The following is a 14,846-nucleotide window of genomic DNA, read 5'->3' on the forward strand; positions in this document are numbered from 1 at the left end:
ATGCCGACGTGCGGCGGGCGCGATACACCTAAACTCCGGCGGCTTCAACGGGATGCGCCGAGTTGGCGCGCGCCGTCGCGGGGCCTAGGCTGAGGCGGGTTGGAGGGCGGGATGGATCGCAGGCTGGCGTTGGTGACGGGCGCTTCGGCCGGAATCGGGGCCGCCTTCGCGCGCCTCCTGGCGAGCCACGGCTACGACCTGGCGCTGACCGCGCGACGGGCGGAGCGGCTGGAGAGCCTGGCTGAGGAGATCAGGCTTCGCCACGAGGTCGAGATCCTGGTCCTGCCGGCCGATCTCGCCGAACCGCAGGCGCCGGGCAGGCTGATCGCCGACATCGCCGCGCGGGGCCGCAGCGTCGACGCCCTGATCAACAACGCCGGTTACGGCCTGCCCGGCTCGTACGCCACGACCCGCTGGGAGGACCAGGCGGCGTTCATCCAGGTGATGGTGACCGCGCCTTGCGAGCTCGCCCATCGCGTGCTCCCGGGCATGCTGGAGCGCCGGTTCGGCCGCATCGTCAACGTCGCCTCGCTGGCGGGCCTGGCGCCGCCCCCGGCGGGGCACACCCTCTACGCGGCGGCCAAGGCCTTCCTGGTCAAGTTCTCGCAGAGCCTGCACCTGGAGGGCGCAGGGCGCGGCGTTCACGTCTGTGCGCTCTGCCCAGGGTTCACCCATTCGGAGTTCCATGACGTGACCGGAACCCGGGCCCAGATCGAGGCCTCCACGCCCGCCTGGCTGTGGCTCGGGGCCGAGGAGGTGGCCGCCGCGGGCTACGCGGCGGCCGAGGCGAACCGGCCGATCTGCGTGCCCGGCGCGCCCAGCAAGGCCATCGCCGTCATCGCCAAGCTCCTGCCCGACGCCTGGGGCCTGGCGCTCATGGCCTCCCAGGGGCCGCGATTCCGGAAGACCTGATCAGGCCGTGGGTGGCCTCCGACAGCCCCGCCAGGATGAACTGCACCGCCATGGCGCAGAGGATCAGGCCCAGCACCCGCACCACGATGGTCAGGCCGATGCGGCCCAGGATGCGGGTGATCACCGGCGTCGCCAGGAACGACAGCAGGGTGGACAGCGCCACCGCGGCGATCACCCCCACCCCGACGCCTGCGCCCATCAGGCCGAAGGCCCTGGCCTGGCTGGCGTAGATGATCACCGTGGAGATCGCGCCCGGGCCGATCAGCAGCGGCATGGCGAAGGGCACGATCATCCGCTCGAAGCGTCGGGTGACCGCCTCGCGCCGGCTCTTCGGCGGCGCCTCCGCCACCTCCGCGGACTTGGTCGAGAGGTCGTCGCGGACCATGTCGAGGCCGAGCACGAAAAGGATCACCCCGCCGGCGATGCGGAACGCCGAGAGCGAGATGCCGAAGAACGCCAGAAGGCTCAGGCCCGTGAAGTAGAAGAAGGTCAGGAAGCCAAGCACGAAGAGCGAGATGTAGAGGGCGATCTGGGCCCGGTCGCGCGTCGCCACCCCGGCCGTGCCGGCCGCGAAGAACGGCACGTTGCCGACCGGGTCGATGAGGGCGAACAGGGCGACGAAGAAGTTGACCGCGAACTCGGCTGGGCTCATGCCAGCCCCTTAGCCCAATTCGAAGCGTCGCCGAACCGCATCCGCGGGCGGCCGCGCCTGCCTGCCGGGAGACGCCCATGGCCGCCGCCGCCCCCGCCCCCGCCGACCTCCGCGCCGATCCGCGCCTGATCGTGCCGCTCGATTTCCCGACGGCGGAGGCGGCGCGCGCGGCGGTCGGACGGCTCGGCGAGGCGGTCAGCTTCTACAAGGTGGGGCTCGAGCTGTTCGCGACCGAAGGCATGGCGGTGGCGCGCGAGCTGAAGGCCGCCGGCAAGCAGGTGTTCCTCGACTGGAAGCTGCACGACATCCCCACCACGGTGGAGAGGGCGACGGCGGCGATCACCGGCGCAGGCTGCGATTTCGTGACCGTGCATGGCGAGCCGCAGGTGATGGCCGCGGCGGTGCGCGGGCGCGGGGCCGCGCCGCTCAGGATCCTGGCGGTGACGGTGCTGACCAGCCTGGCCGACGAAGACCTGCAAGCGATGGGCTATGCCGAGGGCTCCCGGGCGCTCGTCGAGCGTCGCATCCGCCAGGCGATCGCCGCCGGCTGCGACGGCGTGGTCGCCAGCCCGCACGAGGCGGCGCTCGCCCGCGAGCTGGGCGGTCCGGCGTTCCTGGTGGTCACGCCCGGCGTCCGCCCCGAGTGGTCGGCCCGGAACGACCAGGCGCGGTCCGCCACGCCGGCCGAGGCGCTGAAGGCCGGCGCCTCGCACATCGTCTGCGGCCGCCCGATCACCGCGGCGGCCGATCCGCGGGCGGCGGCGCTGCGCGTCGCCGAGGAAATGGCAGGGTCGCGATAGCCGCCCGCGGCGGAGGCGACACCGCGCTTCAACCGGCTGGTCACGATTGGCGTGCAGCCTCGCCCCATGACCGCCGCCGTCTTGCAGGCCCGCCACCGCTGGCGCGCCGAGCAGCTCTGGCCCGAGCTCCTGGCCGGGAGTCTGCTCCTGCTGTCCTGGGGGCCGGTGCTCCACGCCGACGTCTCGCACGACATCGCCTGGCAACTCTGGCTCGGCCGGCAGATGGTCCATGGCGCGGGGCTCTACAGCTCGCTCAGCGAGGTGAACCCGCCGCTCTGGTTCTGGGCGGGCGCGGGCGTGGTCCGGCTCGCGGAGCTCCTGGGCCTGGCGCCGGCGAGCGTGCTGTTCGGCGCCTTCCTCGCCGGCACGGCGCTGTCCTTCGCCCTGCTCGCGAGGCTGATTCGCGAGCTTGCGCCGGCGCGGCGGGCCTGGATCTACGGCGTCTTCGGCCTGGTCACCGTCGTCTATCTGCTTCGCGAGTACGGCCAGCGCGAGCAATGGACGCTGCTCGCCGCGCTTCCCTATGCGGCGCTGATCGCGCGCCGCGCCGAACAGCGGGCGGTCTCGAACCGGCTGGCCGCCGGAGTGGCGCTGTTCGCGGCGACCGGCTTCGCCCTGAAGCCCTATTTCGCCCTCGCCCCGCTGCTGCTCGAAGGCTGGCTGTTCTTGGCGGCGCGACGCGCGTGGCGGCCCTGGCGGCCGGAGTGGTTCGTGCTCGGCCTCGGCGCGCTCTCCTACGCCGCGGCCGTGGCGCTGTTCGCGCCGGCGTTCTTCACCGTGAGCCTGCCGATGGATCGCCTGGCCTATGGCGCATACGACCTTCCGTTCGGGGAGATGCTGACCACCGAATTCGCGCCGACCGCGGTGTTCGCGGCGATCGGGGCGATGCTGCTGGTTCCCTTCCGTTCGCGCCTGACTGCGGCCCTGCTCACCGCCGGCGCGGCCTTTGCGGGCGGCTATTTTGTGCAGGCGAAGGGCTGGTTCTACCAGTCGATCCCGGCCACCGGGTGCCTGCTGATGGCCATCGCGGCCGAGGCGCCGTCGCTGCGCTGGTCGGATCAGAGGTTGCGCGGCAGGCTGGGCGCGGCGGCCTGGGGTCTCGCGTTCCTGACCCCCGCGTTGATCGTCGCGAGCTTGGGTGTGAACTACGCAAACCGCTACCGGAACCGGACCTTGGCGGCGCTGTCGGATCTGCGGCCGGGCCAGGCGGTGATGGCCTTCTCCGCCCGTTCGACGATCATCTGGCCGATGGTCGAGGCGCGCGGGCTGGTCTGGCCGTCGCGCTACTACACGTTCTGGATGCTGCCGGCGGTGGCCGCGGACCGGGCCAGCGGGCGGCCGTCGCCCGCCCTCGCCAGGCTGGCCACGACAATCCAGAGGCAGACCCTGCAGGACCTGAGCTGCCGTCCGCCGGTGCGGATCCTGCTGCACGACCCGCAGGCCGAGGCGCGCGATCGGAAGATGTTCCGCAACCCGGGCTTCGACTACCTGGCGTTCTTCCGCGAGGAGCCGCGCCTCGCTGCGCTGCTGGCGCACTATCGGCCATCGGTGCGCGGAGGCTGGCGGGTCCTCGACCTCGTCGATCCGAACGGGATCAGGCCGGTCGGGCCCTGCCGGACCATCTACTAGGCGAGCGCGCCACTCAGAAGTCGACCGCGATGCCCTTGCGTTCCCAGTCGCCGAAACGGGTGGGCTCCGGGCCTCTCGGGCCGCCCTGCTCGGGGGCGGGCGCGCCTTCGGCTTCGACCGCGCGGCGCCGGGCGGCTTCCTCCAGCGCACGGCGCGCCTGCGGGGTCAGCGGTTTGTCGGGCGCGGCGCCCGGCGGCAGATCGTCCATGTGCGCGGCTTACGCTTTCCGCCGCCGCGACGCCAGCGTCCGTCGTTCACATAGATCGCGACGCGATGTGAAGTTGCACTCGCGGCGGAACGCTGGTTTGCTGGGCCGAAGCCGTATCCAATAGCTTCAGTTTACGGGGGAATCGCACATGAAAAGACTACCGCTCGCTTTCTTCACGGCCGGCGCGACCTGCGTGCTCGTGGGCATGGTCTGGGGCGCGGTGATGGGCTCGACGGAGGACTTCACGCTGGCGCCGGCGCATGCGCACCTGAACCTGGTCGGCTGGGCCACCCTGGCCCTGATGGGCGGCTTTTATCAGCTGTCCGGGAAGAGCGGCCGGCTCGGCTGGATCAACTTCGTCCTGTCGTTCGGCGCGGTGGTGGTGATGATCCCCTCGCTGGCTCTGTTCCTGTCGGGCGACAAGGCGGCCGACGCCGGGGTGATCGCAGGCTCGATGCTGGCCATCGCCGGGATGGCGACCTTTCTGACGGTGGTCGTCTCCTGCTGGCGCGAGGCCGGCGCGGCCGAGACCCCGGCCAGCGCGGGGATGAAGGAGGCCGCCTGACATCGGCCTTGCGCCGGCGGCCGCGACGCGGCACGCCGGCCGGGTGACCGAGCCAGCGCCCAGGGATCCATCCGGCCTCGCCGCCCGCAAGGCGGCTCTCGACCTGCTCTCGGCGGCCCTGTCGCGGCGCGCCGGACTCGACGAGGGCCTGAGCACGCCGGCGCTCGCCGGGCTTCCCGCGCGCGATCGGGCGTTCGCGCGGGCCCTCGCCATGGCGACGCTGCGCCACCTCGGGCCGATCGATGCGGCGCTCGCCGCGCGGCTCCGCTCGCCGCCGCCCGAGCGGGTGATGCAGGCGCTCAGGCTCGGCGCGGCGCAGCTCTTCGTGCTGAAGACCCCGCCCCACGCGGCGGTCGCCGCGACGGTGGCTCTGGCGCCCACGGCGCTCCGCGCCCTGGTCAACGCCGTGCTGCGTGGGCTCGCCCGCGAGCCGCCCGACCTCTTCGATCCCGACCGCCTGGCGCCCGACTGGCTCTACGCGCGCTGGCGGGCGGCCTACGGCGAGGCCGAGGCGCGTGCGATCGCCGCCCTGATCGCCGAGGAGCCGCCCACCGATCTCAGCCTGAGGCCCGGCGCGACGTCCGACGATCTGCAGGGCGAGACCCTTCCGGGCGGAACCTTCCGCGCGGCCATGGGCGGCGACCTGACCGGCTGGCCCGGTTTCGCGGAGGGGCGGTGGTGGGTGCAGGACGCCTCGGCGGCGGTTGCGGCGCGGCTGCTCGATCCGGCGCCGGGCGGCGCGGCCCTCGACCTCTGCGCCGCCCCGGGCGGCAAGACCTTGCAGCTCGCCGCCACGGGCGCGCGGGTGACGGCGGTGGACCGCTCCGCGGCGCGGCTGCGGCGCGTGACCGAGAACCTGGCGCGGATCGGGCTCTCGGCCGAGCTCGTGGCGGCCGACGCCGCGGCCTGGCCCGACGAACGCCGCTTCGAGGCCGTGCTGCTGGACGCGCCCTGCTCGGCCACCGGCACGTTCCGCCGCCATCCCGACGTGCTGTGGGCGGCCCGGCCCCCGGAGATCGGCAAGCTCGCCCAGGTCCAGGCCCGCCTGCTCGACGCCGCGGCGCGGCGCGTCGAGCCCGGCGGACGCCTGGTCTATTGCGTCTGCTCGCTGGAGCCGGAGGAGGGCGAGGGGCAGACCGAGGCTTTCCTCGCCCGCGCGCCGGGGTTCCGCCTCGAGCCCGTGGCGCCCGGCGAGGGCGGCGCGCCGCAGGCGAGCCTCAGGGCCGACGGCGCGCTCAGGATCCTGCCGCACCACAGGCCCGGCGGGACCGACGGCTTCTACATCGCCCGCTTCCGTCGCGCGCCTTGAAGCCACGGTGACGCCCGCGGCGGATCACTGTAATGCGGGGTCATGGCCGCCCGCACCGTCATCGCGCCCTCGATCCTGGCCGCCGATTTCGCCAGGCTGGGCGAGGAGGCGCGCGCAGTGGAGGCGGCGGGGGCCGACTGGCTGCACGTCGACGTGATGGACGGTCACTTCGTGCCCAACATCACCATCGGCCCCGACGTGGTGAAGGCGCTCCGGCCGCACGTGAAGATTCCCTTCGACGTGCACCTGATGATCGCGCCCGCCGATCCCTACCTCGAGGCGTTCCGCAATGCCGGCGCCGACATCCTGAGCGTCCATCCCGAGGCCGGGCCGCACCTGTCGCGCACCCTGCAGCGGATCCGCGAGCTCGGGGCGAAGGCCGGGGTGGTGTTCAATCCCGCGACCCCGCCGGAGCTGATCGCCCACCTGATGGACCAGATCGACCTGGTGCTGGTGATGAGCGTCAACCCGGGCTTCGGCGGCCAGAGCTTCCTGACCTCGCAGCTGAAGAAGATCGAGCGCCTGCGGGCGATGATCGAGGCGACCGGGCGCGACATCACCCTCGAGGTCGACGGCGGGGTGACCGCCGAGACCGCGCCCAGGTGCATCGCCGCCGGCGCCACGGCGCTGGTCGCAGGGACCGCCGTGTTCCGCGGGGGACCGGAGCGTTATGCGGCCAACATCGCCGCACTGCGCGCCGATCTGATTGACCTGAAGGAGCACCGGGCCTAATCGGCGGACACACCGCGTGACTGGCGATTGAGGTGGGCGACCACCGGGGAGCGCGGGGCCATAGCCGCCGCTCGCCTGGGCATTTCCTTCAGCCGAAGAGGAGAATGCCGTGCCTGCCGCCCCCGATTTTCCGCCTGCGCCCGATCGCGTCGCCGTCAAGCGCGCCCTGCTCTCGGTCTCCGACAAGACCGGCCTGGTCGAGGCGGCCAAGGCGCTCTCGCGCATGGGCGTCGAGCTGATCTCGACCGGCGGCACGCGCAAGGCGATCGCCGAGGCCGGGCTGCCGGTGAAGGACGTCGCCGAGCTCACCGGCTTCCCGGAGATGATGGATGGGCGGGTGAAGACGTTGCATCCGGCCGTGCACGGGGGCTTGCTCGGCGTGCGCGACGCGCCGGAGCACAAAAAGGCGATGGAGGCGCACGGGATCGGCGGCATCGATCTGGTCTACGTGAACCTCTATCCGTTCGAGCAGACGGCGGCCTTCGGCGCGGACTTCGCCACCTGCATCGAGAACATCGACATCGGCGGGCCGGCGATGATCCGCTCGGCCGCGAAGAACCACGGCTACGTGGCGGTGTGCACCGAGCTGGCCGACCTGCAGGAGGTGCTGGACGCGCTGGAGGGCGAAGGCGCCACCACGCTGGACCTGCGGCGCAAGCTCGCCCAGCGCGCCTACGCCCGCACGGCGGCCTACGACTCCTCGATCTCGTCGTGGCTGGCGTGGGAGCTGGGCGATCGGGCGCCGCGGCGGTTCTCGATCGCCGGCGAGCTCGTGCAGACCATGCGCTACGGCGAGAACCCGCACCAGCAGGCCGCCTTCTACCGCCTGCCGAATCCGCCGCCCGGCGTGGCCGCGGCCAAGCAGCTGCAGGGCAAGGAACTCTCCTACAACAACATCAACGACACCGACGCGGCCTTCGAGCTGATCGCCGAGTTCGACCCCCGCGACGGCCCGGCCTGCGCGATCATCAAGCACGCCAATTCGTGCGGCGTGGCGACCGGCCGGACGGTGCTGGAGGCCTACGAGCGGGCGTTGGCCTGCGATCCGGTGAGCGCCTTCGGCGGCATCATCGCGCTCAACGCGGCCCTGGACGCGCCGACGGCCGAGAAGATCCTCGAGCTGCTGACCGAGGTGGTGATCGCCCCCGAGATCGCGCCGGACGCCGCCAAGCTGTTCGCCAGGAAGAAGAATGTCCGCCTGCTGGTCACCGGCGGCCTTCCCGATCCGCTGGCGAAGGGCCTGACGTTCAAGTCGGTGTCCGGCGGCTTCCTGGTGCAGGGCCGCGACGACGCCCGCCTCGGGCCCGAGGACCTGAAGGTGGTGACGAAGCGCGCGCCCAGCGAGGCCGAGGTGCGCGACATGCTGTTCGCCTTCACCATCGCCAAGCACGTGAAATCGAACGCCATCGTCTACGCCAGGGCCGGCCAGACGCTGGGCGTGGGCGCAGGCCAGATGAACCGCAAGGATTCCGCCCGCATCGCCGCCCTGCGCGCCGCCGACTTCGGCCTCGACCTCAAGGGCTCGGCCTGCGCCTCGGAAGCCTTCTTCCCGTTCGCCGACGGCCTGATCCAGGCCGCCGACGCCGGCTGCACGGCGGTGATCCAGCCCGGCGGCTCGGTGCGCGACAAGGAGGTCATCGCCGCCGCCGACGAGCGCGGCCTGGCGATGGTGTTCACCGGCGTGCGGGTGTTCCGGCACTGACGTCCCTCCCTCAATGGGGAGGGACAGCCGGCGCGCAGCGACGGCAGGGTGGGGGAGTCCGGCTCATCCCCCACCTCGAAGTTCGATCCACACTTCCCCACCCTGACCGCTACGCGGCCTGTCCCTCCCCATAGGGGAGGGAAATCAGCGCTTCCGCTTCCGCCGGTCCTCGGCGAGCTCGCGCAGGGCGGCGTTGGCGATGGTGAGCTTGGCGAAGGTCCAGGCGCCGCCGGCCTCGTCGATCTCCGCGACGGTGCGGCGCGCGGCCTCGGCCTTGTCGCGCCGCAGCGCCGCCCAGGAGGTCACGGCGTCCCTGGCGTGGGCGGCGTCCTCGCCGGCCTGGGCGGAGCCGGCGAAGTCCATGATCGCGCGGGTGAGATCGGCCTGCTCGGCGAGCAGATCCTCCAGCAGCCGGCGCAGCGCCGTGCGTTCGAAGGCGTCGCCCACCGCATAGCCCGCGGCCGCCGCGCGCAGCCGGTCGAACGCGAAGGCCGCGCCCGCCTGATGATAGAGCCGCGCCACGTTGGGCAGCGGCCAGCTGGAAGCCTGCGCGAGGTCCACGAGATCGGCGGCGGTGGTCAGCGCCTGCAGGATCGCCGCGGCCTGGGCCAGCGCCTCCGGCGCGCCGGTCGAGACGAGCTGGCGGGTGCGCTCGCCGATCGCCGCCTGCTCCACGGCCGAGGCGACGCCCGGCATCAGCTCCCGCAAGCGTTTGAAGCCCGGCGCATAGCGCTTGGCGAGCTGGCGGACATCCAGGAGCTCGCGGGCGGCGCGGCGGGCCAGCCAGAACGTCGCCCCGCGCAGCGCCGCCGAGAGCCGACGGTAGAGCGCCATCTGTCCCGCCGCCGGGATCTTGCCGTCCAGGGCGTTGACCTGGGCCCACAGATCCTCGAATTCCAGCACCGCCTTGGCGGCCTCGTAGCCGGCGGCGAACGCCCGGACGTCGCAGCCCGCGGCCGCCATCAGCCGGGTCGGGAACGAGGGGCCGCAGCGGTTCACGACATCGTTGGCCACCGCCGTTGCGATGATCTCGCGGCGCAGCCGGTGACGGCGGATGGCCTCGCGGTAGCGTCGAAGCGGTGGGGGGAAATAGCCCTCCAGGAGGCCCTCGTAGAACGGATCGTCCGGCAGCGCGCTCTCCACCAGCTCGCGCTTCAACTCGAGCTTGCCGTAGGCCAGCAGCACAGCGAGCTCCGGGCGGGTCAGCCCCCGGCCGGCCTGGGCGCGCTCGGCGATCACCGCCGGATCGGGCAGGCCTTCGACCACCCTGTCGAGCCGGCCGGCGGCCTCCAGCGCGGCCATCAAGCGGGCGTGCGGCTCGAGCTCGCCCGGCGCGTCCATCTCCAACAGCGAGAGCGCCAGCGTCTGGTCGTAGTTGTGGGCCAGCACGTGGGCGGCGATATCGCCGGTCATCGCCTGCAGCAGCAGGTCGCGGCGCTTGCGGGTCAGCACGTCGTTGCGTTCCAGCGCGCCGGTCAGGATCTTGATGTTGACCTCGTGGTCGGAGGTGTCGACGCCGGCGGAGTTGTCGATCGCGTCGGTATCGATGCGGCCGCCGGCCAGGGCGAACTCGATCCGGCCGGCCTGGGTGACGCCCAGGTTGGCGCCTTCGCCCACCACCTTCACCCGCAGATCCGCGCCATTGATGCGCACCGCGTCATTGGCCTTGTCGCCGACCTCGACGTTGCCTTCGCCGCGCGCCTTCACGTAGGTGCCGATGCCGCCCAGATAGAGCAGCTCGGCGGGCGCCTTGAGGATCATGTGGATCAGCTCGGCGGGCGACAGCGCCTCGGCCTCGAGGTCGAGCGCGCGCCTCGCCTCGGGCGACAAAGCGATCGACTTCAGCGTGCGCGGGAAGACGCCGCCGCCGCGCGAGATCTTCCGGCGATCGTAGTCGTCCCAGGAGGAGCGCGGCAGATCGAACAGCCGCTTGCGCTCGGCCCAGGACTTCGCCGGGTCCGGCTCGGGATCGAGGAACACGTGGCGGTGGTCGAAGGCGGCCAGGAGCTTGATCTGCTTCGACAGCAGCATGCCGTTGCCGAACACGTCGCCGGACATGTCGCCCACGCCGATGACCGTGAACGGTTCGGCCTGGATGTCCTTGCCGAGCTCGCGGAAATGGCGCTTCACCGCCTCCCACGCGCCCTTGGCGGTGATCCCCATGGCCTTGTGGTCGTAGCCGGCCGAGCCGCCGGAGGCGAACGCGTCGCCGAGCCAGAAGTCGTAGCTTTCGGCCACCTCGTTGGCGATGTCGGAGAAGGTGGCGGTGCCCTTGTCGGCCGCGACCACCAGGTAGGGATCGTCGCCGTCGTGGACGATCAGCCCCTTCGGATGGGTGACGTGGCCGGCGGGCGTCAGGTTGTCGGTGAGGTCGAGCAATCCGTGCAGATAGGTCCGGTAGGCCCGCACCCCTTCGGCGCGGACCGCCTCGGGCGTGGCGGCGCGGCCGAGCAGCTTGGGGAAGAAGCCCCCCTTGGAGCCGACCGGCACGATCACCGCGTTCTTCACCTGCTGCGCCTTGACCAGGCCCAGCACCTCGGTGCGGAAGTCCTCGCGCCGGTCGGACCAGCGCAGCCCGCCGCGGGCGATCGGGCCGAAGCGCAGGTGCACGCCCTCCACGCCCACGCTCCAGACGAAGATCTCCCGATAGGGCCGAGGCGCCGGCAGCTCGGCCAGGTCCAGGCTCGCCACCTTGAAGGCGATCTGCGGCCTGGGGCCCCCCTCATCGGCGGGCTGGTAGAAGTTGCTGCGCTGAATGGCCGCCACCAGCCGCGCCAGGCGGCGCAGGACGCGATCGTGGTCGAGGCTCTCGACGGCCTGCAGCGCGTCCTCGATCTCGCGCATCAGCCGCTCGGTCGCCGCCTGGCGCGCGGCGAGGTCGCCTTCGGCCTCCGGATCGAAACGCGCGGCGAACAGCTTGAGGATCAGCCGGGTGACCTCGGGATGGACCGCCAGCGCCTCCTCCTGCACCCGCTGCGAGGGATCGAGCCCGGTCTGCTGGCGGAAGCGCGCCAGCGCGCGGACCAGGGCCGCGTCGCGCCAGGGAATGGACAGCTCGATCGTCAGGCGGTTGAAGCCGTCGTTCTCGGTGCGGCCGCACCAGACGGCGACGACGGCGTCCTCGAAGCAGCGCTTGACCTCGGCGAACACCAGGTGCTCGCCGCGCGGATCCTCGATCTCGAAGTCGTGCACCCAGACGGGGCTGCGGCCCTGCGGCGTCACCGGGAATCCGGCCTCCGCCAGCGCCTTCAGTCCCATGTTGTCGAGGATCGGCAGGACGTCGGCCAGCGCCGCGGGCTCCCCTGGGCGATAGAGCTTGAAGCGGAACTGCAGCGGGGTGTCGGTGGGGGTGCGATAGGCGCGGGCGCGGATCGCCTCGTCAGCGCTCATGGCTTCGATCACGGCCAGGTCGGCCAGGGCCTCGGCGGCGTCGAATCGGTCTCGGTAACCGGGCGGGAAGGCCTGGCCGTAGCGGGCCAGGGTGTCGGCGACCTGCTGCGGATCCCGGTCCGAGGCGCGGACCGCCGCCTCGAAGCGGTCGGCCCAGGTGCGCGCCGCCTCGGCGATCGCCGCTTCCACCGTCCTCAGCTCCGGCCAGGGGTGGGCGCCCGGGGCGAAGCCGATGATGTAGTGGACGCGCGCCAGCGGACCCTCGGAGAAGGTGGGATAGGCGGCCGAGATGTGGCCGCCGTAGGCGTCCGCCAGGATCTGGCCCGCGCCCGCCTCCAGGTCGGAGGTGTAGTGGTCGCGCGGCAGGAACAGCAGCACCGAGGCGAAGCGGTCGAAGGGATCGCGCCGCTCGAACAGGCCGACGCGGGGCCGGTCGTAGAGGTGCAGGATGCCCAGCGACTGGTCGAGCAGCTCGTCCTCGCCGATCTGGAAGAGCTCGTCCCGCGGATGGTTCTCCAGGATGTTCTTCAGCCGCTTCTCGTTGTGGCTGCCCGGCGCCATGCCTGCGCGGCCCAGCACGCGGGCCAGCTTTTCGCGGATCAGGGGTACGGCGCTGGCGGGCTCGTCGTAGGCCTCGGCGGTGAACAGCCCCACGAAGCGCACCTCGCCCTTGGGCCGGCCCTGCGCGTCGTAGCGCTTGACGCCCACGTAATCCATGTAGGCCCGCCGGTGCACGCGGCTGCGGGCGTTGGCCTTGGCGACCGTCACCACCGGGTCCCGGACGATCCGGGCCTCGACCTCGGCCATCAGCGTGGCGGGCTCGTGGGCGCGGCGCAGGACCGTGCGCTGCGGGTCGCGCAGCACGCCGAGACCGTCCTTCGCCTGATAGACCGGCTCCTCCGGGGCGTAGTCGCCGTTCGGCAGGCGCGGGTACTCGTAGGCGCGTGCGCCCAGGAACACGAACTGCTCCGCCTCCAGCCAGCCCAGGAAGGCGATCTCCTCAGGCGTCGCCTTGTCCGGGCGCGCGCGGGTCTCCTCCAGCACCTGGCGCATCAGCTCGAGCATGGCCGGGAAGTCGTCGACGGCCGCGCGCACGTCGGCGAGCGTGGCCCTGAGGCTGCGGATCAGGGCGGCCTCACGGTCGGCGCCCACCACCTCCAGGATCACCTGGATCATCGATTCGCGCCGCGACGTTCCGGTCTGGCCGCGCACGCCCGCGCGGTCGCGCTGCACCTCGACGATCGGGTGGAACATGGCCCGAACCGAGAGGCCCTGGTCGGCGATCTCGCCCATCACGCTGTCGACCAGGAAAGGGGCGTCCTCCTGCACGATCTCCAGTCGGTCGAGCTCGGCCCTGCGGCCGACGGCGCGGACGATGCGGATGGTCGGCGCGCGCCCGCGGCGGCGCTCCCCGAAGCGCCAGAAATCGGCGAGGTTGCGGGCGAGCTCGGGCGTGGAGAGCTCCGGCAGCTCGTCCGGCGCGGCGTCTTCCGCGGCCTGGGCGGCGAAGGTTCGGGCGGCGGGTTTGGAAGGGTCGTCCGCCAGAGCGGCCATGATGGCGCGCACCAGGCCGGTTCCGGCGCGGTCCCGCCGGCTCATGGCCGTCCCCCGAACCCGGAAACGAGAGCGCCGCCGGAGGAGAGTGTCCGGCGGCGCATGGCCGCGCCGTGGGGGATCGGCGGAGCCTCTTTAGCTCGTAACGTCCGTGGGCTTGGGGGTCGGACGCACGGGCCCGAACCGCGAGGGCTCGGGCTGACTCCAGATAGGAAGCGGACGCGCAATTTAAAGACCCCTGGCTTGCGGACTAGGCGCTCGATTTCTGCGTCGGCTCGCGGCTGACGGCCACGTCCGGAGCCTCGTCCGGCTCGCGGGTCCGAAGCTGCTGCGGATCGCCGTCGGCCGAGAGCAGGACCGCCACCCAGCGGGTGCCGTCGAACTGGGCCAGCACCACCATGGCCATGACCGTGAGCGGGGTCGAGAGGAACATGCCCGCGATCCCCCACAGGGCGCCCCAGAAGGCCAGCGCCAGCAGCACCACGATGGGGTCGATGTTGAGGCTTTTGCCCTGCATGCGCGGATAGATGAGGTTGCCGATCACCACCCCGATCGCCTGCAGCGCGACCAGCAGGATGACCGCCGGCCAGTAGCTGTCGAACTGCATCAGCGCGAACAGCGGCGGGGCGACCCCGGCGAAGGTGCCGCCGATCACCGGGATGTAGACCGCCAGGAAGATCAGGAAGGCCCAGAAGATGGCGTCGTTCAGGCCCACCGCGGCCATGGCGATCCACGACAGGCCGGCGACCATCAGCCCGGTCAGGGTCTGGACCCACAGGTACTGCTCGACCGCGTCGCGGATGCGGTAGAAGGCGGCGATCGCGTCCTGGCGCTCGCGGCGGTTGGGGAACAGGCCCACGACCTTGCGCTCGAAGCCGTGGCGGGCGGCCAGGATGAAGCCGAGGTAGACCAGCACGAAGAGCGCGGTGGAGCCGAAGCTCTGGAGGGCGCGGGCCATCTGGCCGAGGTACTGCGCCGGGTCCAGCTGGCGCACCAGCTCGGCGACGGTCAGCGGCACGCGCACCCCGACCCGGCCGGCGGTCCGCCCGATCAGCGCCATGAGCTTGGGGGCGAAGTCGAGCATCTCGCCGAAGAAGGCCGGGGCGCGCGCCACCACCACGAAGGTCGCCCCGCCGAACAGCAGGATCGACAGCAGCAGGGCGAGCGGCAGGGCGGCGCGCCGCGAGACGCCCGGCAGCCGGTGCTCCAGCACGCGCGCCAGCCCGTCGATCATGATCGCCAGGAAGATCGCCAGCGCCAGCGGCGTCAGGATCCCGGCCAGCCAGTAGGCCGCCGCTCCGGCCAGGATCACCGCCAGGATCACCAGCGCATTGCGCGACACGGCGGAGGGCTGGGGAGCGCTGGGCATCTCGGCTTTCGGACGCGGAGGCGG

11 protein-coding genes and 1 riboswitch are annotated in these 14,846 nt (G+C 72.2%); of the genes, 7 read left to right on the top strand and 4 right to left on the bottom strand.

The window, feature by feature from the left end; all coding sequences use genetic code 11:
- The first annotated feature begins 111 nt into the window (after positions 1-111).
- The gene (locus VLI41_RS03615) at positions 112-912 is read left to right on the top strand and encodes an SDR family oxidoreductase (protein WP_325266690.1); all 801 of its coding nucleotides are present in this window, start codon (positions 112-114) and stop codon (positions 910-912) included.
- Here VLI41_RS03615 and VLI41_RS03620 read toward each other — a convergent pair.
- Positions 875-1,564: a MarC family protein gene (locus tag VLI41_RS03620; RefSeq protein ID WP_325266691.1), complete on the bottom strand. Its 690-nt coding sequence runs from the start codon at positions 1,562-1,564 to the stop codon at positions 875-877. The genes VLI41_RS03615 and VLI41_RS03620 overlap by 38 nt on opposite strands.
- A 77-nt stretch (positions 1,565-1,641) precedes the next feature.
- On the opposite strand from VLI41_RS03620, the gene pyrF reads away from it, so the two are divergent.
- Together pyrF and VLI41_RS03630 are read left to right on the top strand one after the other, a co-directional pair.
- A complete protein-coding gene (gene pyrF / locus VLI41_RS03625) occupies positions 1,642-2,364 on the top strand; it encodes an orotidine-5'-phosphate decarboxylase (RefSeq protein WP_325266692.1) in 723 nt (240 codons plus the stop codon).
- Between the two features lie 66 nt (positions 2,365-2,430).
- The gene (locus VLI41_RS03630; protein ID WP_325266693.1) at positions 2,431-3,993 is read left to right on the top strand and encodes a hypothetical protein; all 1,563 of its coding nucleotides are present in this window, start codon (positions 2,431-2,433) and stop codon (positions 3,991-3,993) included.
- Positions 3,994-4,006: 13 nt separating this feature from the next.
- Here the strand turns inward: VLI41_RS03630 and VLI41_RS03635 are convergent, their stop codons facing one another.
- The gene (locus VLI41_RS03635) at positions 4,007-4,201 is read right to left on the bottom strand and encodes a DUF1674 domain-containing protein (protein ID WP_325266694.1); all 195 of its coding nucleotides are present in this window, start codon (positions 4,199-4,201) and stop codon (positions 4,007-4,009) included.
- Between the two features lie 148 nt (positions 4,202-4,349).
- Here VLI41_RS03635 and VLI41_RS03640 point away from each other — a divergent pair, with 148 nt between their 5' ends.
- The 4 genes from VLI41_RS03640 to purH all read left to right on the top strand — a co-directional run bounded on the left by VLI41_RS03640 (position 4,350) and on the right by purH (position 8,509).
- A complete protein-coding gene (locus VLI41_RS03640) occupies positions 4,350-4,766 on the top strand; it encodes a hypothetical protein (RefSeq protein WP_325266695.1) in 417 nt (138 codons plus the stop codon).
- A 43-nt stretch (positions 4,767-4,809) separates the two neighbouring features.
- Positions 4,810-6,075: an RsmB/NOP family class I SAM-dependent RNA methyltransferase gene (locus tag VLI41_RS03645; RefSeq protein ID WP_325266696.1), complete on the top strand. Its 1,266-nt coding sequence runs from the start codon at positions 4,810-4,812 to the stop codon at positions 6,073-6,075.
- 42 nt (positions 6,076-6,117) lie between these two features.
- Positions 6,118-6,807, top strand: coding sequence for a ribulose-phosphate 3-epimerase (gene rpe, locus VLI41_RS03650; protein ID WP_325266697.1), 690 nt, complete (start codon positions 6,118-6,120; stop codon positions 6,805-6,807).
- A gap of 6 nt (positions 6,808-6,813) precedes the next feature.
- Positions 6,814-6,895: riboswitch (ZMP/ZTP riboswitch) on the top strand.
- Positions 6,896-6,916: 21 nt separating this feature from the next.
- Positions 6,917-8,509, top strand: a complete 1,593-nt coding sequence (gene purH, locus VLI41_RS03655; protein WP_325266698.1) for a bifunctional phosphoribosylaminoimidazolecarboxamide formyltransferase/IMP cyclohydrolase — start codon at positions 6,917-6,919, stop codon at positions 8,507-8,509.
- 144 nt (positions 8,510-8,653) lie between these two features.
- Here purH and VLI41_RS03660 read toward each other — a convergent pair whose 3' ends face one another.
- Together VLI41_RS03660 and VLI41_RS03665 are read right to left on the bottom strand one after the other, a co-directional pair.
- Complete coding sequence (locus VLI41_RS03660) at positions 8,654-13,498, bottom strand: NAD-glutamate dehydrogenase (RefSeq protein ID WP_325266699.1); 4,845 nt, start codon at positions 13,496-13,498, stop codon at positions 8,654-8,656.
- Between the two features lie 205 nt (positions 13,499-13,703).
- Positions 13,704-14,822 carry an AI-2E family transporter gene (locus tag VLI41_RS03665; protein WP_325266700.1) on the bottom strand — a complete coding sequence of 373 codons (1,119 nt, stop codon included), beginning with the start codon at positions 14,820-14,822 and terminating at the stop codon, positions 13,704-13,706.
- Between the last annotated feature and the right edge of the window lie 24 nt (positions 14,823-14,846).

It is taken from the genome of Phenylobacterium sp., assembly GCF_035475775.1.
Lineage (GTDB): Bacteria > Pseudomonadota > Alphaproteobacteria > Caulobacterales > Caulobacteraceae > Phenylobacterium.